Origin of the sequence: Pseudomonas sp. KBN10P06128, assembly GCF_037574945.1 — a bacterium.
Taxonomy (GTDB): Bacteria; Pseudomonadota; Gammaproteobacteria; order Pseudomonadales; family Pseudomonadaceae; genus Pseudomonas; species Pseudomonas aeruginosa.
This window is the reverse complement of sequence record NZ_JBBELR010000001.1, coordinates 228591-248309: the sequence shown is the minus strand read 5'-3', so window position 1 is coordinate 248309 and position 19719 is coordinate 228591. Positions and strand designations below refer to the sequence as shown.

Here is a 19719-nt window from a genome sequence, read left to right as displayed (position 1 = left end):
CATGAAGAATATCGATAAAACCCTTTCGCCCGCCTGGAGCCGGCCCCTGCCGCGCCTGGCGCCGCCGCCCTCCGCGGCTTTCGCCCGGCGCCTGGGGGACAGCCTGCTGCCCTGGTTGCTGCCCCTCGGGCTGGCGCTGCTGTGGTGGGTCGCCAGCCATCGCCACTGGATGTCGGCCCAGGTGCTGCCAACTCCCGAGCTGGTCTGGCAGAGCGCCCGCGAGTTGCTCGCCGGCGAACTCTGGAGCGAATTGGCGATCAGCCTGCGGCGCCTGGCCTGGGGCCTGCTCGCCGGGATCGCCAGCGGCGCCGCGCTAGGCGCCTGGCTGGGCTTCAGTCCGCGTGCCGAGCGCCTGGTCTTCCCCACCTTCAGCGCCCTCGCGCAGATCCCCACGCTGGCCTGGATCCCGCTGTTCATGCTGTTCTTCGGCATCGGCGAACTGCTCAAGCTGGTGGTGCTGGTGAAAGCGGTCGTGGTGCCGGTGACCATCCATACCCTGGTCGGCGTGCGCGACGCCCAGCCCAAGCTGCGCGAAGCCGCCGCGGTGCTGCGCCTGCCGCCACGCCTGCTGGTCTGGCGGCTGATCCTGCCGGCGGCGCTGCCGGCCTTCCTCACCGGGCTGCGCCTGGCCCTGGCGCAGGGCTGGACCTCGCTGCTGGCGGTCGAGCTGCTGGCTTCCAGCGAGGGCATCGGCTACCTGATGGTGCAGGGCCGGCAACTGTTCATGCTCGACATCGTGTTCGTCTGCATCCTCGTCATCGGCCTGGTCGGGGTGGGCATGGACCGCGCCATCCAGTGGCTCGACCACCGCCTGCTGCACTGGCCGCAAGCCGCCACCGGCGAATTCCGCCGGCGCCCGCCGGGACGCGGCTGGCAGCGCCTGCAGGTCTGGCTGCCGCCGCTGGCGCTGCTGCTCCTGTGGCAGTCGGCGAGCAGCGCCGAATGGGTCGATCCGGCGATCCTCGCCAGCCCTCTGGAAGTGGCGCGGGCGACCTGGAGCGGAGCGCTCGACGGCAGCCTGCCGGGCGCCCTGTTCGACAGCCTGAAGCGCACGCTCGGCGGCCTCCTGCTGGGCGGCGGCCTGGGTTTCCTCGGCGGCCTGCTGCTCGGCCTGTGGCGCCCGGCGGAACGCTTCTTCGGCCCCACTTTCGCGGCACTGCGGCAGGTGGCGATCTTCGCCTGGGTGCCGCTGCTCACCGCCTGGTTCGGCCTGGGCGAACCGGCCAAGCTGACGTTCGTCGCAATCGCCGCCTTCTTCCCGCTGCTGCTGGCCACCCAGCGCGGCATCGCCAGCCTGCCGCCGAGCCTCGGCGAGGCGGCCCGGGTGCTGCGCCTGGGTCCCTGGCGACGGCTGCTCCGGCTGGTCCTGCCGGGTGCCGCCCCGTCGGTGTTCGCCGGCCTGCGCCTGGCGCTGATCTACGCCTGGCTGGGAACCATCGGCGCCGAGTACTTCATGCCCTCCGACGGCGGCATCGGCAGCCTGATGATCGGCGCCCAGCAACTGTTCCGCATGGACCTGATCGGTGCCGGCATGCTCCTGGTCGGCCTCACCGGCGCCCTGCTCAATGCCCTCGGCCAACGCATCGAAGCGCGCGCCACGCGCTGGAGACACGCATGAACGCACTCACCGCGCCCGCCACGGGCACCCCGCTGGTCAGCTTCCGCCAGGTGCGCAAGCACTTCGCCGTGGACGGCCGGCGACTGGAAGCGATCCAGCAGTTCGACCTGGAGATCGGCGAGGGCGAGTTCATTGCCATCGTCGGCGCCAGTGGCTGCGGCAAGTCGACCCTGCTGCGCCTGCTGATCGGCCTGGACCGCGACTACGACGGCGAGATCCGCGTCGACGGCCGGCCAATCGCCGGCATCGGCGGCGAACGCGGCATCGTGTTCCAGGAGCACCGCCTGTTCCCCTGGCTGACGGTGCAGCAGAACGTCGCCCTCGGCCTGGTCAACGAAGCCCTTGGCGAAACCGACAAGGCGGCGCGGATCGACGAATACATCCGCCTGGTCGGCCTGCACGGCTTCGAGCGTGCCTACCCGCACCAGTTGTCCGGCGGCATGGCCCAGCGCGTGGCGATCGCCCGCGGCCTGGTGGCCAGCCCGCGCCTGCTGCTGCTCGACGAGCCGTTCAGCGCCCTCGACGCACTGACCCGCCAGCAGTTGCAGGAAGAGTTGCTGGCGATCCGTCGGCGCACCCGCATCACCACCCTGCTGGTCACCCACGACGTCGAGGAGGCGCTCTACCTGGCCGACCGGGTGGTGGTGATGGAGCCGCGCCCGGGGCGGATCAGGCGGGTGGTCGAGGTGGACCTGACGCACCCGCGCGAGCGCGGTGGCTTCGACTTCCTGCGCCAGCGCGAAGCGCTGCTGCACGAACTGACCGCCGACGGCGAGTACGTCGCGCCGCCGCCGCGACGGGTGGAAAACCTGCCCTTCGAATTCCTCGCTTGCTGAAAAGCCCCTTGCCCTGGCCCTTTCCCCCTGCGGGAAGGGCGGGGGCGAGGGCCCCACCCTCTCCTCCCATCCAGACGAGACCCGCGCATGAGCAAACGCCCCAACTTCCTGGTGATCGTCGCCGACGACCTGGGCTTCTCCGATATCGGCGCCTTCGGCGGCGAGATCGCCACGCCGAACCTCGACGCCCTGGCCATCGCCGGCCTGCGCCTGACCGACTTCCACACCGCCTCGACCTGCTCGCCGACCCGCTCGATGCTGCTCACCGGCACCGACCACCACATCGCCGGGATCGGCACCATGGCCGAGGCGCTGACCCCGGAACTGGCAGGCAAGCCGGGTTACGAAGGGCATCTCAACGAGCGCGTGGTGGCGCTGCCGGAGCTGCTCCGCGAGGCCGGCTACCAGACCCTCATGGCCGGCAAGTGGCACCTCGGTCTGAAGCCGGAACAGACGCCCCATGCACGCGGTTTCGAGCGTTCCTTCTCGCTGCTGCCGGGCGCCGCCAACCACTACGGCTTCGAGCCTCCCTACGACGAAAGCACTCCGCGCATCCTCAAGGGCACGCCGGCGCTCTACGTGGAAGACGAGCGCTACCTCGACACGCTGCCGGAGGGTTTCTATTCCTCCGATGCCTTCGGCGACAAGCTGCTGCACTACCTCAAGGAGCGCGACCAGAGCCGGCCGTTCTTCGCCTACCTGCCGTTCTCCGCGCCGCACTGGCCGCTACAGGCGCCGCAGGAGATCGTCGAGAAGTACCGCGGCCGCTATGACGCCGGCCCAGAGGCGCTGCGCCAGGAACGCCTGGCCCGGCTCAAGGAGCTGGGCCTGGTGGAGGCGGACGTCGAAGCCCATCCGGTGCTCGCCCTGAGCCGCGAGTGGGAAGCCCTGAACGACGAGGAACGGGCGAAGTCGGCGCGGGCGATGGAGGTCTACGCGGCGATGGTCGAGCGCATGGACTGGAACATCGGCAGGGTCGTGGACTACCTGCGCCGGCAGGGCGAGCTGGACAACACCTTCGTCCTGTTCATGTCCGACAACGGCGCCGAAGGCGCCCTGCTGGAGGCGTTCCCGAAATTCGGCCCGGACCTGCTGGGCTTTCTCGACCGGCACTACGACAACAGCCTGGAAAACATCGGCCGCGCCAATTCCTACGTCTGGTATGGCCCGCGCTGGGCCCAGGCGGCCACCGCGCCGTCGCGCCTGTACAAGGCGTTCACCACCCAGGGCGGCATTCGCGTGCCAGCGCTGGTGCGCTACCCGCGGCTAAGCCGGCAGGGCGCGATCAGCCATGCCTTCGCCACGGTGATGGACGTCACCCCGACCCTCCTCGACCTCGCCGGTGTCCGCCACCCAGGCAAGCGCTGGCGCGGCCGCGAGATCGCCGAACCGCGCGGCAGGTCGTGGCTGGGCTGGCTTTCCGGCGAGACCGAGGCGGCCCACGACGAGAACACCGTGACCGGCTGGGAGCTGTTCGGCATGCGTGCGATCCGCCAGGGCGACTGGAAGGCGGTGTACCTGCCGGCCCCGGTGGGTCCGGCCACCTGGCAGCTCTACGACCTGGCCCGCGACCCGGGCGAGATCCACGACCTCGCTGACAGCCAGCCGGGCAAGCTGGCGGAGCTGATCGAGCATTGGAAGCGCTACGTCAGCGAGACCGGTGTCGTAGAGGGGGCTTCGCCTTTCCTGGTGCGATAAGCGGAACCTCTCCCCTCGCCCTCTCCCTTCAGGAGGGAACGTCTGGCCATAAGGTCGGGGAGAGGGGCTACTTCGCCGGGCGGAACGAGGCGCCCCGGGTCAGGCCGAGAAACCGCCATCGATGGTCAGGCTGGCCCCGGTGATGTAGGCCGCTTCCGGCCCGGCCAGGTAGGCGACGAAGCTGGCGATTTCCTCGCTGCGGGCGTAGCGCGGCAGCGCCATCAGGCCCTTGAGGGTCTCGGCGAAGTCGCCGTCGTCCGGGTTCATGTCGGTATCCACCGGACCCGGCTGCACGTTGTTCACCGTGATCCCGCGCGGGCCGAGGTCGCGGGCCAGGCCCTTGGTCAGGCCGACCAGCGCCGACTTGCTCATCGCGTAGGTGGCGCCGCCGGCGAACGGCATGCGCTCGGCATTGGTGCTGCCGATGCTGATCACCCGCCCGCCGTCGCCCATGTGCTTGACCGCCGCCTGGGTGGCGACGAAGACGCTGCGCACGTTGATCGCCAGGGTCCGCTCGAAGTCGGCCAGCGGCAGCTCTTCCACCGAACCGAGGGCGAGGACAGCGGCGTTGTTGACCAGGATGTCGATGCGTCCGAAGCGAGCCGCCGCTTCGTCGACGGCGGCGACGAGCGCCGCCGCGTCGGCGCTATCGGCATGCAGGGCCAGGATGCTGGCTCCGGCGCCTTCGAGTTCGGCCGCCAGGGCCCGGGACTTGTCCGCCGAGCTGACGTAGGTGAAGGCGACGCTGGCGCCTTCGGCGGCCAGCCGGCGAACGATGGCAGCGCCGATGCCGCGGGAACCGCCCTGGACGAAGGCGACTTTGCCGGCGAGGGATGCAGAGGATACGGACATGGAAATCTCCATCGGAGTGGATAGACAGGCCCCGAGTTTCCGCCGTCCATTGCAGACCTGGTAGCGGGTAATCGCTATATTCAGCCGATACCAATGGTTTATGCGGGCCCTTTCCCATGGAAACCCTCAGCAACATCCAGTGCTTCGTCCGCAGCGCCGAGGCCGGCAGCTTCGCCGAGGCCGCCAGGCGCCTGGGCCTGACGCCGGCCGGGGTGGGCAAGAACGTCGCCCGCCTGGAAAGCAACCTCGGCGTGCGCCTGTTCCAGCGCAGCACCCGGCGCCTGACCCTGACCGAAGCCGGGGAGCGTTTCCTACAAGAGGTCGGCGGCAGCCTGGAGGGCATCCAGACCGCTCTCGCCAACGTCTCCAGCGTCGGCAACCAACCCAGCGGCACGTTGAAGGTCAGCATGGGGCTGGCCTTCGGCCGCGACTACATCCTGCCGCTGCTCGGCGAGTTCCTCGAACGCTATCCCGACATCGTGCCCGACTGGCATTTCGACAATCGCCAGGTCGACCTCATCGGCGAAGGCTTCGACGCCGCCATCGGCGGCGGTTTCGAACTGCCTCCCGGGGTGGTGGCGCGCAACCTGACGCCGGGCCACCTGATCCTCCTCGCCTCGCCCGCCTACCTCCGCGACAAGCCGCCGATCCGCCATCCAGGCGACCTGGGCGGCTTCGACGGGATCCGCATCCGCTCGCCGCAGACCGGCCGCGTGCGCTCCTGGCCGCTGCGCCGGCGCAACGGCGAGGAGGCGCCGATCGAGCTGCGCGAACGCATGACCATGAGCGACCCGGAAGCCACCTGCGAGGTCGCCGCCATGGGCCTGGGCATCACCCTGGTATGCATGCAGCACGCCTATGCCTACCTGGAGTCCGGCGCCCTGGTGCGGGTCCTGCCGGACTGGTACGTCGACGCCGGCAACACCAGCCTCTACTACGCGGCGAACAAGCTGCTACCGGCCAAGACCCGGGTCTTCGTCGACTTCGTCGTCGACTACTTCCGCCGCCAGGACCTGGCCCGGCGCTTCTCCGCCTTCCCAACCGGCTAGCGCCAGCCATCCGTCGCTTCGGCAACCGGGAAAAGGCCCTGGCACCGGCCTCGCCGGAAAAACGGCAGTTTGACATTACCGATTGGGACTCTAGTTTTAGAAAACGCCGCCGACGAGCTTGGAAGGTGTCTTCCGCACGGTCCCGGGACCACCTGGAAGCCCTGCTCCGATCCGGCACATGGAGTGCAGCATGCGCGAGTCCCTCGGTGTTTCGTTACCATCCCGGCCCCTGCTACTGAAGCTGGGCCTGCTTTCCCTACCCTGGGCGTTGTGCGCCGGGCTGCATGCCGTCGGCCTCGGCGTCTGGCTGGCCCTGGCGCTCGGTTGGTTCGCCAGCCTGGCCATGCTCTTCCTCCTCCTGCGCGACCCTCGGCAAGCGGTAGCGAATGCCAGCCCGCAGGCGGATGCCGCTTCGCCGGCCTGGAGCGCGGCGCAACGGGCGCTCGCCGACGAAACCGCGCAACTGGACGGCCACGCCCGGCAGATCGATGAACTGCTGCATTCGGCGATCCGCCAGCTCAGCGACAGCTTCCACGGCCTCGCCGAACGCATCGATACCCAGCGCGGCCTGTCCCATTCACTGATCGAGCGCTACGACGGGCGCGGCCAGGTCGACGAAGGCATCAACTTCCAGGACTTCGTCAGGACCACCCAGCAGACCCTCAGCCTGTTCGTCGAGGCTACCCTGGAAACCAGCCGGACCTCGCAGCAACTGGTGGAACGCATGGACCAGGTGCGCCTGAAGATCACCGAGATCCTGCAGTCGACCCAGGACATGGACGCCATCGCCAAGCAGACCAACCTGCTCGCCCTCAACGCCGCCATCGAGGCCGCCCGAGCCGGCGAGAGCGGCCGCGGCTTCGCCGTGGTCGCCGATGAGGTGCGCGCGCTGTCGACCCGCTCCACGGAGTTTTCCGCCGCCATCCGCAAGCACGTCGACGTGGTCCACCACGAGATCCAGGACGCCGAGAGCGCGATCTCGCAACTGGCCGACAAGGACATGTCCTTCGCCCTCGATTCCAAGCAGAAGATCCAGGGCATGCTCGATGACCTGGAGGCGATGAACCGGCACACCCTGAAGGTCATCCACGAACTGGACCGGCTCTCGCTGGAAGTCGGCCAGGGCGTCGATGCGGCGGTCACCGCCCTGCAATTCCAGGACATGGGCAGCCAGTTGCTCGGCCAGATGCGCAAGCACCATGCGCGTCTTGGCGCCTTCGCCCTCGGCCTCGGCGCGCTGGAGGCGCGGCCGCGCCAGGAATGGCCCGAACGGGTCGCGCGGGAGGTCGAGGAACTGCGCCGGCCCTTGCCCAGCCCGGTGAGCCAGAACAGCGTCAACGTGGGCGAAGTGGAATTGTTCTGAGGGGTATCGATAGCCAATCCGTCTAACCGGATAACTATCCGACGAGAAACCGGCGCCAATAATTGAAATCCACCGGACATTGTCTTTACTGGAACTAGCAAAGGGCCATCAGAGCCCTCCGTCACAGCCACCTGGCACACACCACCTTCGCCGCCGAACTTGGCGCTGCGGTAGGGACACCGTGAGGACGCAAGACCATGGGCAAACCGATTCTGATCGTCGACGACTCGGCGTCTATCCGCCAGATGCTGAGCTTCACCCTGAAGTCCGCCGGCTACGAGGTGGACGAGGCCGCGGACGGCAAGGAAGGCCTCGGCAAGGCCCAGAGCAAGAGCTACAGCCTGGTGTTCACCGACCAGAACATGCCGAACATGGACGGCCTGTCGCTGATCCGCAGCCTGCGTAACCTGGCCGGCTACCGCAGCGTGCCGATCCTCATGCTGACCACCGAATCGAGCGACGCGATGAAGCAGCAGGGACGCAGCGCCGGCGCCACCGGCTGGCTGGTGAAGCCGTTCGACCCGCCGAAACTGCTCGAAGTGACACGCAAGGTCCTGCCCTGATTCCCGTTCCCCCGCGGGGGAGGTCCCATGCCCCAGGATATGAGCCAGTTTCTCCAGGTGTTCTTCGAGGAAACCGAGGAACACCTGGCCACCCTCGAACTCCTCCTGATCGGTCTCGACCTGGACCGGCCGGACAGCGAGACGCTGCACGGCATCTTCCGCGCCGCGCATTCGATCAAGGGTTCCAGCGGAATGTTCGGTTTCGACGACATCACCGCCGTCACCCACGAACTGGAGACCCTGCTCGACCGCATCCGCTGCGGCCAGATGGGCCTGCGGCCGGACATGATCAGCTCCTTCCTCGAAGCCCGCGACGTACTGCAGCGCCTGCTCGACGCCCATCGCAGCGGTCGTCCCGACCCCGGGGTGCCGTTGCTGGAGACGGTCGAGCGGCTGCGCGGCTGGCTGCGGGCGCCGGAGCAGGAAGCGGCGGAGGAAGGCTTCGGCCTGTTCGACGACGCGCCCACCAGTCCCGCCAGGGAAACCGCGGACGACGATGCCTTCGGCTTCTTCGACGAAGGCCCGGGCGCTCCGGAACGAGCGGCCGCGCCGGAAGCGTTCGGGCTCTTCGACGAGGCGCCCGGCGCACCGGCCGCGAGCGAAGCGTTCGGCCTCTTCGATGACGCGCCGGGCTCCCCGCCTACGGAGGAACGCGCCTTCGGCCTGTTCGACGGCGCCCCCGGCAGCCCCGCCGCGCCCAGCGCGCCCGCGCAAGCCGTCGCCGCGCCGGCCAGGGGCGCAGTCGCGCCGGTGCGTGGCGACGGCGAGTCCGGCTCGATCCGGGTCAGCGTGGAAAAGATCGACAGCCTGATCAACCTGGTCGGCGAACTGGTGATCACCCAGGCCATGCTCGGCCAGCTCGGCGAGCAGCTCGATCCGAGCCACCACGAGCGCTTGCAGCACGCCCTGGCCCAGCTCGAACACAACACCCGCGACCTGCAGGAATCGGTGATGTCGATCCGCATGCTGCCGATCAACTTCATCTTCAGCCGCTTCCCCAGGCTGGTGCGCGACACCGCCACGCGCCTGGGCAAGCAGGTCGAGCTGCACCTGCACGGCGAGCACACCGAACTGGACAAGAGCGTGATCGAGAAACTCAGCGATCCGCTCACCCACATCGTCCGCAACAGCATCGACCACGGCATCGAAACACCCGCCGAACGCCTCGCCGCCGGCAAGCCGGCGAGCGGCACGGTGAAGCTCGCCGCCAGCCACCAGGGCGGCAGCGTGGTGGTGGAGGTTTCCGACGACGGTCGCGGCCTGTCGCGTCCGCGCATCCTCGCCAAGGCCCGCGAGCGCAACCTGCCGGTGCATGACGGGATGAGCGACGCCGAGGTCTGGCAACTGGTGTTCATGCCCGGCTTCTCCACCGCCGAGACGGTTACCGAGCTGTCCGGACGCGGCGTCGGCATGGACGTGGTGAAGCGCAACATCGGTGCCATGGGCGGGCGCATCGACATCGACTCGGCGCCCGGCATGGGCACTCGCATCGGCATCCGCCTGCCGCTGACCCTGGCGATCCTCGACGGCCTGATCGTCGCCGTCGAAGCGGTCAACTACGTGATTCCGCTGACTTACATCGTCGAGTCGCTGCAGGCGCGCAGCGACGACGTGCGCGGCCTCGGCGGCGAAGACAACGCGATGATCCGCGTACGCGGCGAGTACCTGCCGCTGTTCAGCCTGCACGAGCTGTTGCGCATCGGCGGCGAAGCGCCGGCGCCGGAGCAGGGCATCGTGGTGATCCTCGAGTCCGAGGGGCGCAGCTTCGCCCTGCAGGTGGACGAGCTGGTCGGCCAGCAGCAGGTGGTGATCAAGAGCCTGGAACAGAATTTCCGCCGCGTGGAGGGTATCGCCGGCGCCACCATCATGGGCGACGGCAGCGTCGCCCTGATTCTCGACGTCGATGCGCTGCCACGCCTGGCGGCGCGGGAGGACACCGCCGATGAACGGCACTGAGGCAAGCCAGGCGAACGGCCCGGCGCAGGAATACCTGACCTTCACCCTGGGCCGCGAGGAGTACGCCATCGACATCCTCCGCGTGCAGGAGATCCGCGGCTACGACCAGGTCACCGCGATCGCCAACGCGCCGCCCTTCATCAAGGGCGTGATCAACCTGCGCGGGGCGATCGTGCCGATCGTCGACCTGCGCATCAAGTTCCACCTCGCCGAGGTCACCTACGACCCGTTCACCGTGGTGATCATCCTCAACATCGGCCGGCGCATCGTCGGCGTGGTGGTGGACTCGGTATCCGACGTGATCGCCCTGGGCGGCGACGCGATCAGGCCGCCGCCGGAGTTCGGCGCCAGCTTCGACACCGAATACCTGCTCGGCCTGGCCACCGCGGGCGAGCGCATGTTGATCCTGGTGGACATCGAAAGACTGATGACCAGCCGCGAAATGGCGCTGGTCGACGAAGCCGCGGCCTGAGCGGCGCCAACGAGGGATAGGCAGGGGATATCGAAATGGGTCTGTTCAATGCACATGCGGTGGCGCAGCAACGCGCCGACCGGATCGCCACGCTCCTCCAGTCGTTCGCCGACGGCCAGCTCGACACCGCCGTCGGCGAGGCCCCGGCGCCCGGCTACGAGCGTCTCTACGACAGCCTGCGGGCGCTGCAGCGGCAGCTGCGCGAACAACGCGCCGAACTCCAGCAGGTGGAAAGCCTGGAGGCGGGGCTGGCGGAGATGAGCCGCCAGCACGAAGCCGGCTGGATCGACCAGACGATTCCCGCCGAACGCCTGGAAGGTCGCGCGGCGCGCATCGCCAAGGGCGTCAACGAACTGGTGGCCGCGCACATCGCGGTGAAGATGAAGGTGGTCAGCGTGGTCACCGCCTACGGCCAGGGCAACTTCGAGCCGCTGATGGACCGCCTGCCGGGCAAGAAGGCGCAGATCACCGAAGCCATCGACGGCGTTCGCGAGCGCCTGCGCGGGGCCGCCGAGGCGACCTCGGCGCAACTGGCCACGGCGGCCTACAACGCGCGGATCAAGAGCGCGCTGGACAACGTCTCGGCCAACGTGATGATCGCCGACAACGACCTCAACATCATCTACATGAACCGCACCGTCAGCGAGATGCTCGGCCGCGCCGAAGCGGATATCCGCAAGCAACTGCCGAACTTCGACGCCGGCCGCCTGATGGGCGCCAACATCGACGTGTTCCACAAGAACCCGGCGCACCAGCGGCACCTGCTGGCCAACCTCACCGGCGTGCACAAGGCCGAGCTCAACCTCGGCGGCCGGCGCTTCTCCCTCGACGTGGTGCCAGTGTTCAACGACGCCAACGAACGCCTCGGCTCCGCCGTGCAATGGACCGACCGCACCGAGGAACACCGCGCCGAGCAGGAAGTCTCGCAACTGGTGCAGGCGGCGGCCGCCGGCGACTTCAGCAAGCGCGTCGAGGAGGCCGGCAAGGAAGGCTTCTTCCTCAGGCTGGCGAAGGACCTGAACAGCCTGGTGGATACCGCCGACCGCGGCTTGCGCGACGTCTCGCGGATGCTCGGGGCGCTGGCCCAGGGCGACCTCACCCAGCGCATCGAGGCCGACTACCAGGGCACCTTCGGCCAGCTCAAGGACTTCTCCAACGAGACCGCGCTGAGCCTGTCGCGGATGCTCGGGCAGATTCGCGAGGCCGCCGACACCATCAACACCGCCGCCAGCGAGATCGCCAGCGGCAACGCCGAACTGTCGGCGCGCACCGAGCAGCAGGCGTCGAGCCTGGAGGAAACCGCCTCGAGCATGGAAGAACTGACCAGCACGGTGAAGCTCAACGCCGAGAATGCCCGCCAGGCCAACTCGCTGGCGGCCAATGCCTCGGAAGTGGCGACCCAGGGCGGCACCGTGGTGCAGAAGGTGGTCAGCACCATGTCCTCGATCAACGAGTCGGCGCGCAAGATCGCCGACATCATCGGGGTGATTGACGGCATCGCCTTCCAGACCAACATCCTCGCCCTCAACGCCGCGGTCGAGGCAGCCCGCGCCGGCGAGCAGGGCCGCGGCTTCGCGGTGGTCGCCGGGGAAGTGCGCACCCTCGCCCAGCGTTCCGCCGCCGCGGCCAAGGAGATCAAGACGCTGATCTCCGACTCGGTGGACAAGGTGGAGAACGGCAACACCCTGGTGGCCCAGGCCGGACAGACCATGAGCGACATCGTGGTGGCGATCCGCCGGGTCACCGACATCATGTCGGAGATCGCCGCCGCCTCCGCCGAGCAGAGCACCGGCATCGAAGAGGTGAACAGCGCGGTCTCGCAGATGGACGACATGACCCAGCAGAACGCCGCGCTGGTGGAGGAAGCCGCGGCCGCCGCCGAGGCCATGCAGGAGCAGGCGGGCCTGCTCAACCAGTCGGTGGCGGTGTTCAGGCTGGACACTCCGCCGAGCGTGGTCCAGCTCGCCAGCGCGCGGCCGTCCGCGCCACGCCCCAGCGCGCCGGCGCCGCTGGCCCGCAGCGGCATGGCGCGGGCCAGCAAGGCGCGCAAGGAAGACGGCTGGGAAGAGTTCTGAGACCACGCCGCGCCTCCGCCAGGCGGAGGGCGGCAAGCCCTTAGGGTCGACCAGGGAAACCCGACGCCAATGCCCACCTCCACGCCTTCGCCGGTGTTCGGCAACCAGGAGTTCCACTACACCCGCGAGGACTTCCAGCAAGTACGCGAGCGGCTCTACCGGCTGACCGGCATCAGCCTGGCCGAGAGCAAGGCGCAACTGGTCTATAGCCGCCTCTCGCGGCGCCTGCGCCTGCTGCGGCTCGGCAGCTTCGCCGAATATTTCACCCACCTCGACCGCGAGCCGGGCGAGCAGCAGTTGTTCGTCAACGCGCTGACCACCAACCTCACCGCATTCTTCCGCGAACGCCACCACTTCCCCCTGCTCGCCGACCTCGCCCGCCGCCAGTTGCAGCGGCATCGCCCGCTGCGCATCTGGTCGGCGGCGGCGAGCACCGGCGAGGAACCCTATTCGATCGCCATCACCCTGGTGGAGGCGCTGGGCAGCTTCGATCCGCCGGTGAAGATCGTCGCCTCGGACATCGACACCGGGGTGCTCGACTGCGCCCGCCTGGGCGTCTATCCGCTGGAACGCCTGGAGCAGATGCCGGCGCCGCTGAAGAAACGCTTCTTCCTCCGTGGCACCGGGCCCAACGCCGGCAAGGCGCGGGTGGTGGAGGAACTGCGGCAACTGGTGGAGTTCCGCCAGATCAACCTGCTGGAAGCGGACTGGTCGATCGCCGGAGAACTCGACGCGATCTTCTGCCGCAACGTGATGATCTACTTCGACAAGCCGACCCAGACCCGCCTGCTGGAACGCATGGTGGCCCTGCTGCGGCCGGAGGGCCTGTTCTTCGCCGGGCATTCGGAGAACTTCGTCCACGCCAGCCACCTGGTGCGGCCCGTCGGCCAGACCGTCTACAGCCCGGCCTGATCGCGATGAATCTCCAGGCCCGGGAAGGCGCGCCGCTGAACCGCTACTACGATCCGTACTTCGCCTGCGATGCGGTGAAGCTGTTGCCCGGCGAGTACTTCGCCAGCGGCGAAGACCTGGTGATCGTCACCGTGCTCGGCTCCTGCGTCTCGGTGTGCCTGCGCGACCCGCTCAACGGCATCGCCGGGATGAACCACTTCATGCTCCCCGAGCGCGGCCTCGGCGGCGACCCGGCCTCGCCGTCGGCGCGCTACGGCAGCCACGCCATGGAACTGCTGATCAACCGCATGCTGGCCCTCGGCGCCAGACGCGAGCGCCTGCAGGCCAAGGTCTTCGGCGGCGGCTCGGTACTGCGCCAGATCAGCGCCGCCATCGGCCAGCGCAACGTCGAGTTCACCCTCGACTACCTGGCCACCGAGCGTATCCCGCTGCTCGCCAGCGACGTGCTGGAGGCCTTCCCGCGCAAGATCTACTTCTTCCCGCGCAATGGCCGGGTCCTGGTGAAGTCCCTGGTGGAGCTGAAGAACGACACCGTGCTGCAGCGTGAACGCGACTACCGCCGCCGTATCGATCGCAACGCGGACGGCGGCCCCATCGACCTGTTCTGACTCTCCGGGAGAGCCCGCCATGCCCATCAGTGTCCTGGTCGTCGACGATTCCGCCCTGATCCGCAGCCTGCTCAAGGAGATCATCCAGGCCGACCCGGAGCTACGCCTGGTCGGCTGTGCGCCGGACGCCTTCGTCGCCCGCGACCTGATCAAGCAGCACGCGCCGGACGTGATCAGCCTCGACGTGGAAATGCCGCGGATGGACGGCCTGACCTTCCTCGACAAGCTGATGAAGGCGCGGCCGACCCCGGTGCTGATGATCTCCTCGCTCACCGAGCGCGGTTCCGAAGCCACCCTGCGCGCGCTGGAACTGGGCGCGGTGGACTTCATCGCCAAGCCCCGGCTGGGCATCGCCGAAGGCATGCAGGCCTATGCCGAGGAAATCCGCGCCAAGCTCAAGACCGTCGCCCGCGCCCGCCTGCGCCGCCGTGCGGCGGACGCGCCGGCGCCGCCGGAAAGCGCAGCGCCGCTGCTCAGCACCGAGAAGATCATCGCCCTCGGCGCCTCCACCGGCGGCACCGAGGCGCTCAAGGAAGTGCTGCTCGGCCTGCCGGCGCACAGTCCCGGGGTGGTCATCACCCAGCACATGCCTCCCGGCTTCACCCGCAGCTTCGCCGAGCGCCTGGATCGCCTGACCCGGCTCAGCGTCAGCGAAGCGCGCGACGGCGACCGCATACTGCCCGGCCACGCCCTGGTCGCGCCGGGCGACCACCACATGGAGGTGCAGCGCTCCGGCGCCAACTACGTGGTGCGTTTGAACCGCCAGGCGCAGGTCAACGGCCACCGCCCGGCAGTGGACGTGATGTTCGAGTCGCTGGCTCGCTGCGCCGGGCGCAACCTGCTCGCCGGCCTGCTCACCGGCATGGGCAAGGACGGCGCGCGCGGGCTCCTGGCGATCCGCCAGGCCGGCGGCTACACCCTGGCCCAGGACGAGGCTACCTGCGTGGTCTACGGCATGCCCCGCGAAGCGGTGGAACTGGGCGCCGCGGAAGACGTGCTGCCGCTCGAACGGATCGCCGCCGCGCTGCTCCAGCAAGCCGCCCGGCGCGGCAGCGGCAACCGCCTCTGAGCGGGATCCTGGCCGGCCCGCTGCGCTTTTTCGCCGCCCCCCGCAACCTCCCCCGCCGAGACCCCGCCGACGACAGGCCCGAACCACGGGCCTTTGCCTGCTCGCCATCATTGTGACGTCAAATTAATGGCGAAATAAAACCAAATTACGTTGCCTGAAATAATGCACATCTGCACAATTGGCCCTTTCGCCAAAAGTTCGACACACGCTTTCGATCCATGATTTCGGCCGCGGGCCGGGCGAGAAACTGATAGGGATAGCCATGGCGGCGAACTGGGGGTTGCGCGGCAAATCGGTGGTGGCGCTGTTGCTGGCCTGTGCCCTGGCACTGGTCCCGGCGGTGCTGCTGGGCTGGCGCGCGATGGACGACATCCGTACGCACTTCGGCCTGGCCTACGCGAAGAACTTCACCCTGCTGCACCGGCAGAAGATCCTCGCCCCGGTCTCCCGCGAACTGGCGTTGTCGCGCCGTTTCGCCGAATCGGTGGTGACCCGCGACTGGCTGCTGAAGGAAGACGACCCGGCGCGCCGCGCGCTGTTCTTCCGCGAGGCCGAGGGCTACCGCGGCGACTTCCGCGACCACGCCTACTTCATCATCGCCAGCGGCTCCCAGCACTACTACTTCAACGACGGCAGCCAACCCTACAGCGAACGGCCGCGCTACACCCTGGAGGCCGGCGACCCGGAAGACGCCTGGTACTTCAATACCCTGCGCAACAGCGCCGCCTACAACATCAACGTCAATGTCGACAGCAAGTTGAACCTGACCAAGGTCTGGTTCAACCTGGTGATCCGCGACCAGGGCCGGCCCATCGGCCTGGCCGGCAGCGGCCTGGACCTGAGCGGCTTCCTCGACGACTTCATCATCGCCCGCGAGCCGGGCGTGACGCCGATGATCGTCGGCGACGACGGCGCCATCCAGGCCCACCCGGACCGCCGCCTGATCGCCTACAGCTCCGCCGCCGGCGGCGCCAGCGAACGCCACCGGGTGTTCGACCTGCTCGACCAGCCGGAACAGCGCGACGCCCTGCGCGAGGCCATGCGCCTGGCCCGCGCCAAGGCCGGCTCGGTGCACTGCCTGTGGGCCGGCCTCGACGGCCGCCAGCAACTCTTCGCCGTGGCCTACATTCCCCAACTGCGCTGGTACGTGCTCACCGCCGTCGACCTGCACGCCGCCCAGGTCCTCGACAACCGCTGGCTTTGGCCGCTGGCGGGCACGTTCCTGCTGTTGCTGGTGGCCCTGCTGCTGGGCTTCGCCTATGCCGTCGAGCGCCTGCTGTTGCGCCCCCTGCGCAGCCTCAAGCGCTCGGCCAAGGCGATCGCCGCCGGGCGCTACGACACGCCGCTGCCGCTGGCGCGCCAGGACGAGATCGGCTCGCTGTCGAAGGCCTTCGCCAGCATGGCCGACCAGGTCCGCCGGCACACCGCCGAGCTGGAAGACAAGGTCCAGGAGCGCACCCAGGCGCTGGAGGAAGCCAACCGCGAGATGGCCGCCGCGCAGAAGAAGATCGGCGACAGCCTCGACTATGCCAGCCTGATCCAGCGCGCGATCCTCCCCGACCGCCAGCTCAGCGCCACGCTCGGTGAGCATCACTTCATCCTGTGGAAACCGCGCGACGTGGTCGGCGGCGACTTCTACGTGTACCGCGAGCAGGCCGACGGCTACCTGATCGGCGTGGTCGACTGCGCCGGTCACGGCGTGCCCGGCGCGCTGATGACCATGCTCGCCCGCGCCGCCATCGACCACGCCATCGAGGCGGTGGGCAGCCGCGACCCGGCGGCGATCCTCGGCGAGACCGACCAGGCGATGCGCAGCATGCTCAGCCAGGAGCAGATCCCCCAGGCGCTGGCCACCAACATGGATGCCGGGCTGGTCTGGGTCGACCGCCGGCGCCGCCAGCTGGCCTTCGCCGGGGCGAAGATCTCGCTGTACGCCAGCGACGGCGAGGAGGTCCAGGAACTCAAGGGCGCGCGCCGGGCGATCGGCGACAAGCGCCGTGGCGACTACCGCAACATCGAGGTACCGCTGGCGCCGGGCTGGACCTTCTACCTGAGCACCGACGGTTTCCTCGACCAGGCCGGCGGCGAACACGGCTTCGGCTTCGGCAGCCGGCGCTTCGCCGACATGCTCCGCGACCACGCGCGGCAGCCGCTCCCCGAGCAGGCCGAGGCCTTCGTGGCGACGCTCGCCGAGTACCAGGGCGAGCACCCGCAACGCGACGACATCACCATCCTGTCCTTCCGATTCGATTAGGGGCACCCATGGAAACGCTAGACCTGCTGGCCATGCGTGAAAGCTACACCCGCCAACGCATCCTGCTCTGCTTCAACGGACCGATCTCGCGCAGCCTGATCGAGGAGATAGGCCACGCGCTGCGCAACTACCTGCACGCCGAACAGGCCAAGCCGAGCGAAGCGATGGACGTCTTCGCGGTGTACATCGAGATGACCCAGAACATCCGCCACTACGCCAATCTCAAGGGCTACGGCGAACACGAGGCGGCGGCCACGGTAGCCATCGCCCGCAACGAGGACGGCCACTACGTGGTGTCCGCCGGCAACCTGGTGGAGCGCGACGACGGCCAGAGCCTGGTGCGCAGCATCCAGGCCATCGCCAACCTCGACAAGGCCGCCCTCAAGGCCGCCTACAAGGAGCAGCTACGCCGCCCGCGCGACAGCGGCTGCGCCAGCGGAGCCGGTCTCGGCCTGCTGGACATCGCCCGCAAGTCCAGCGAACCACTGGCCGCATCGCTGAAGGAACAGCCCGACGGGCGCGCCTTCTTCAGCCTGCGCGCCGTGATCTGACCCCGTGTTTTAGGAAGAACACCATCATGAGTGACCTGCACATACCCGGCACCCAGTCCACGCCCGCCATCCAGGGCGACTGGCAGGCCGGACGCCTGTCCATGCAAGGCGATTCCTACCCGGAAAACTCCTATGAACTGTTCGGCCAGGTGATCGACTGGGTCGAGCGCTTCCTCGCCGACGGGCAGCGGCCGCTGGAACTGGACCTGCGCCTGCTGTACCTGAACACCAGTTCGATCAAGGCCATGATGGACATCCTCGACCTGCTCGAAGAGGCCCACCAGGGCGGTCGCCCGGTCAGCCTGCGCTGGCACTACGACCGGCGCAACGAACGGGTCGCCGAGCTGGCCGAGGAGTTCCGCGAGGATTGCAGCTTCCCCTTCGCAATCCAGGCCCACGACGAGTAGCCGACGATGAGCCGCGAACGCGAACTGGACGCCTGGATCGACGGCCTGCTGGCCGATCCGCAGTTCCACGGACATCCGCTGCACCAGGCGCTGGCCCGCCTGCGCCAGCAATCGCTGGAGCAACTGGTGCGGCTGGAGCGCATCGCCCGGATCTCCGACGGTTTCCAGTCGATGGCGCGGGAGCAGAACCTGTCGCTGTCCGAGCGCTACCACAAGCAACTGCGGCGCCTGGAAAAGGTGGCGCGGATCTCCGACCGCTACCAGCAGATGATGCGCGACCTCAACCTGGCGCTGAAGGAAGCCTCGATCCGCGACCCGCTGACCGGCCTGCCCAACCGACGCATGCTGCTGGAGCGCCTCAGGGAGGAGAACGAACGCTCCCAGCGCCACGGCCAGAGCTACGTGCTGGCGATGCTCGACGTGGACTTCTTCAAGCAGGTCAACGATACCTGGGGCCACGACAGCGGCGACCGGGTGCTGGTGGAAATCGCCCGGGCCATGGAGTCCGAGCTGCGCGAATACGACCTCTGCGGCCGCTGGGGCGGCGAGGAATTCCTCCTGCTGCTGCCGCAGACCCGCCTGCAGGACGCCGGCCCGGTACTCGAGCGGGTGCGCGACAGCGTACGGACCCTGGCGGTACGCGTCGGCACCGAGGCGCTGAGCGTCACCGCCAGCGTCGGCGTCACCGAACACCGCATCGGCGAAACCTATTCGCAGACCGTCAATCGCGCCGACGCCGCACTGCTCGACGCCAAGCGCAGCGGCCGCGACAAATGCGTGTTCGCCGCGCTCCCGCCGCTTCCTGCCCCTTCCCGCCCGGCTCCAGCGCGCTGAGCCTCCTCAGGCGTCCAGCCGCTGCGGCCGCACCTGGCCTCGGCTGAGGTCCACCAGCAGCGCCTGAAGCGCCTCGAAGCGCGCCACCGGCAACTCCAGGGTCAGGACGACGCCGTCGGCGCCGTAGTCTTCCGCCGCCACGCTGGCGCCCAGCGCCAGGCTGCGCGCCTTGAGCAGCGCGTGGTCGGCGAAGGCACAGGCGAAACGCACCCGGCAGCGCTCGACCAGCTCGCTGCGCGGCGCCTGCTGCAGGCACTTGGCCGCGCCGCCGCCATAGGCGCGGGCGAGGCCGCCGGTGCCGAGCTTGATGCCACCGAACCAGCGGCTGACCAGCACCGCCACGCAGTCCATGTCCTGTCCCTCGATGGCCGCCAGGATCGGCCGCCCGGCGCTGCCGCCGGGTTCGCCGTCGTCGCTGAAGCGGTACTGCGCGCCGCACTTCCAGGCCCAGCAGTTGTGTCCGGCGGAAGCGTCGCGGTGGGCGGCGATGAACGCCTGCGCCTCGTCCTCGTCGGCCACCGGCGCGGCGACGGTGTGGAAACGGCTCTTGCGGATTTCCTCGCGGTATTCGGCGAGGCCTTGCAGGGTGCTCGGCATCGCGT

At 68.8% G+C, this 19719-nt stretch carries 18 protein-coding genes; 16 read left to right on the top strand and 2 right to left on the bottom strand.

What is annotated here, in order from left to right:
- Position 1: 1 nt before the first annotated feature.
- The 3 genes from VQ065_RS01115 to atsA all read left to right on the top strand — a co-directional run bounded on the left by VQ065_RS01115 (position 2) and on the right by atsA (position 4152).
- Entirely contained in the window at positions 2 to 1618 is a 1617-nt protein-coding gene (locus VQ065_RS01115; protein WP_003083957.1) for an ABC transporter permease, read from the top strand.
- Positions 1615 to 2454, top strand: coding sequence for an ABC transporter ATP-binding protein (locus VQ065_RS01110; protein ID WP_003083956.1), 840 nt, complete (start codon positions 1615 to 1617; stop codon positions 2452 to 2454). The genes VQ065_RS01115 and VQ065_RS01110 overlap by 4 nt, the downstream gene beginning before the upstream one ends.
- Before the next feature lie 87 nt (positions 2455 to 2541).
- On the top strand, positions 2542 to 4152 hold the full coding sequence (gene atsA / locus VQ065_RS01105; RefSeq protein ID WP_003083954.1) for an arylsulfatase AtsA: 1611 nt from the start codon (positions 2542 to 2544) through the stop codon (positions 4150 to 4152).
- A gap of 99 nt (positions 4153 to 4251) precedes the next feature.
- Here atsA and VQ065_RS01100 read toward each other — a convergent pair whose 3' ends face one another.
- Positions 4252 to 5004, bottom strand: coding sequence for a 3-oxoacyl-ACP reductase family protein (locus tag VQ065_RS01100; protein WP_003083953.1), 753 nt, complete (start codon positions 5002 to 5004; stop codon positions 4252 to 4254).
- 116 nt (positions 5005 to 5120) lie between these two features.
- Here VQ065_RS01100 and VQ065_RS01095 point away from each other — a divergent pair, with 116 nt between their 5' ends.
- From VQ065_RS01095 to siaD, 13 genes are all read left to right on the top strand, one after another.
- The gene (locus VQ065_RS01095; RefSeq protein WP_003083951.1) at positions 5121 to 6053 is read left to right on the top strand and encodes a LysR family transcriptional regulator; all 933 of its coding nucleotides are present in this window, start codon (positions 5121 to 5123) and stop codon (positions 6051 to 6053) included.
- A 178-nt stretch (positions 6054 to 6231) separates the two neighbouring features.
- Positions 6232 to 7416, top strand: coding sequence for a trichloroethylene chemotactic transducer CttP (gene cttP / locus VQ065_RS01090; protein WP_404936268.1), 1185 nt, complete (start codon positions 6232 to 6234; stop codon positions 7414 to 7416).
- Positions 7417 to 7613: 197 nt separating this feature from the next.
- A complete protein-coding gene (locus VQ065_RS01085; protein ID WP_003083943.1) occupies positions 7614 to 7979 on the top strand; it encodes a response regulator in 366 nt (121 codons plus the stop codon).
- A 27-nt stretch (positions 7980 to 8006) separates the two neighbouring features.
- A complete protein-coding gene (locus tag VQ065_RS01080; RefSeq protein WP_014603476.1) occupies positions 8007 to 9935 on the top strand; it encodes a chemotaxis protein CheA in 1929 nt (642 codons plus the stop codon).
- The gene (locus tag VQ065_RS01075; RefSeq protein WP_003083938.1) at positions 9922 to 10407 is read left to right on the top strand and encodes a chemotaxis protein CheW; all 486 of its coding nucleotides are present in this window, start codon (positions 9922 to 9924) and stop codon (positions 10405 to 10407) included. Before VQ065_RS01080 ends, VQ065_RS01075 begins: the two co-directional genes overlap by 14 nt.
- A gap of 35 nt (positions 10408 to 10442) precedes the next feature.
- Complete coding sequence (gene aer2, locus VQ065_RS01070; protein WP_003123817.1) at positions 10443 to 12482, top strand: aerotaxis transducer Aer2; 2040 nt, start codon at positions 10443 to 10445, stop codon at positions 12480 to 12482.
- A gap of 69 nt (positions 12483 to 12551) precedes the next feature.
- Complete coding sequence (locus tag VQ065_RS01065) at positions 12552 to 13394, top strand: CheR family methyltransferase (RefSeq protein ID WP_003083930.1); 843 nt, start codon at positions 12552 to 12554, stop codon at positions 13392 to 13394.
- A 5-nt stretch (positions 13395 to 13399) separates the two neighbouring features.
- Positions 13400 to 14002, top strand: coding sequence for a chemoreceptor glutamine deamidase CheD (cheD, locus tag VQ065_RS01060; RefSeq protein WP_003083926.1), 603 nt, complete (start codon positions 13400 to 13402; stop codon positions 14000 to 14002).
- 19 nt (positions 14003 to 14021) lie between these two features.
- Positions 14022 to 15071: a protein-glutamate methylesterase/protein-glutamine glutaminase gene (locus VQ065_RS01055; protein WP_003083922.1), complete on the top strand. Its 1050-nt coding sequence runs from the start codon at positions 14022 to 14024 to the stop codon at positions 15069 to 15071.
- A gap of 262 nt (positions 15072 to 15333) precedes the next feature.
- The gene (siaA, locus tag VQ065_RS01050; protein WP_003083920.1) at positions 15334 to 17325 is read left to right on the top strand and encodes a biofilm regulation protein phosphatase SiaA; all 1992 of its coding nucleotides are present in this window, start codon (positions 15334 to 15336) and stop codon (positions 17323 to 17325) included.
- A gap of 8 nt (positions 17326 to 17333) precedes the next feature.
- Complete coding sequence (siaB, locus tag VQ065_RS01045; RefSeq protein WP_003083916.1) at positions 17334 to 17876, top strand: biofilm formation regulator kinase SiaB; 543 nt, start codon at positions 17334 to 17336, stop codon at positions 17874 to 17876.
- 26 nt (positions 17877 to 17902) lie between these two features.
- Positions 17903 to 18283, top strand: coding sequence for a biofilm formation regulator SiaD modulator protein SiaC (siaC, locus tag VQ065_RS01040; RefSeq protein WP_003083913.1), 381 nt, complete (start codon positions 17903 to 17905; stop codon positions 18281 to 18283).
- Between the two features lie 6 nt (positions 18284 to 18289).
- Positions 18290 to 19117: a biofilm formation regulator diguanylate cyclase SiaD gene (gene siaD, locus VQ065_RS01035; RefSeq protein WP_003083910.1), complete on the top strand. Its 828-nt coding sequence runs from the start codon at positions 18290 to 18292 to the stop codon at positions 19115 to 19117.
- A 6-nt stretch (positions 19118 to 19123) separates the two neighbouring features.
- Here siaD and VQ065_RS01030 read toward each other — a convergent pair whose 3' ends face one another.
- Entirely contained in the window at positions 19124 to 19714 is a 591-nt protein-coding gene (locus VQ065_RS01030) for an IMPACT family protein (RefSeq protein WP_003083907.1), read from the bottom strand.
- Positions 19715 to 19719 lie beyond the last annotated feature (5 nt).

What these genes read in the sequence shown, in the direction of transcription:
- VQ065_RS01115 (WP_003083957.1), top strand. Translation starts at nt 2, where the DNA reads ATGAAGAATATCGATAAAACCCTTTCGCCCGCCTGGAGCCGGCCCCTG.
- VQ065_RS01110 (WP_003083956.1), top strand. Translation starts at nt 1,615, where the DNA reads ATGAACGCACTCACCGCGCCCGCCACGGGCACCCCGCTGGTCAGCTTC.
- atsA (WP_003083954.1), top strand. Translation starts at nt 2,542, where the DNA reads ATGAGCAAACGCCCCAACTTCCTGGTGATCGTCGCCGACGACCTGGGC.
- VQ065_RS01100 (WP_003083953.1), bottom strand. Translation starts at nt 5,004, where the DNA reads ATGTCCGTATCCTCTGCATCCCTCGCCGGCAAAGTCGCCTTCGTCCAG.
- VQ065_RS01095 (WP_003083951.1), top strand. Translation starts at nt 5,121, where the DNA reads ATGGAAACCCTCAGCAACATCCAGTGCTTCGTCCGCAGCGCCGAGGCC.
- cttP (WP_404936268.1), top strand. Translation starts at nt 6,232, where the DNA reads ATGGAGTGCAGCATGCGCGAGTCCCTCGGTGTTTCGTTACCATCCCGG.
- VQ065_RS01085 (WP_003083943.1), top strand. Translation starts at nt 7,614, where the DNA reads ATGGGCAAACCGATTCTGATCGTCGACGACTCGGCGTCTATCCGCCAG.
- VQ065_RS01080 (WP_014603476.1), top strand. Translation starts at nt 8,007, where the DNA reads ATGCCCCAGGATATGAGCCAGTTTCTCCAGGTGTTCTTCGAGGAAACC.
- VQ065_RS01075 (WP_003083938.1), top strand. Translation starts at nt 9,922, where the DNA reads ATGAACGGCACTGAGGCAAGCCAGGCGAACGGCCCGGCGCAGGAATAC.
- aer2 (WP_003123817.1), top strand. Translation starts at nt 10,443, where the DNA reads ATGGGTCTGTTCAATGCACATGCGGTGGCGCAGCAACGCGCCGACCGG.
- VQ065_RS01065 (WP_003083930.1), top strand. Translation starts at nt 12,552, where the DNA reads ATGCCCACCTCCACGCCTTCGCCGGTGTTCGGCAACCAGGAGTTCCAC.
- cheD (WP_003083926.1), top strand. Translation starts at nt 13,400, where the DNA reads ATGAATCTCCAGGCCCGGGAAGGCGCGCCGCTGAACCGCTACTACGAT.
- VQ065_RS01055 (WP_003083922.1), top strand. Translation starts at nt 14,022, where the DNA reads ATGCCCATCAGTGTCCTGGTCGTCGACGATTCCGCCCTGATCCGCAGC.
- siaA (WP_003083920.1), top strand. Translation starts at nt 15,334, where the DNA reads ATGGCGGCGAACTGGGGGTTGCGCGGCAAATCGGTGGTGGCGCTGTTG.
- siaB (WP_003083916.1), top strand. Translation starts at nt 17,334, where the DNA reads ATGGAAACGCTAGACCTGCTGGCCATGCGTGAAAGCTACACCCGCCAA.
- siaC (WP_003083913.1), top strand. Translation starts at nt 17,903, where the DNA reads ATGAGTGACCTGCACATACCCGGCACCCAGTCCACGCCCGCCATCCAG.
- siaD (WP_003083910.1), top strand. Translation starts at nt 18,290, where the DNA reads ATGAGCCGCGAACGCGAACTGGACGCCTGGATCGACGGCCTGCTGGCC.
- VQ065_RS01030 (WP_003083907.1), bottom strand. Translation starts at nt 19,714, where the DNA reads ATGCCGAGCACCCTGCAAGGCCTCGCCGAATACCGCGAGGAAATCCGC.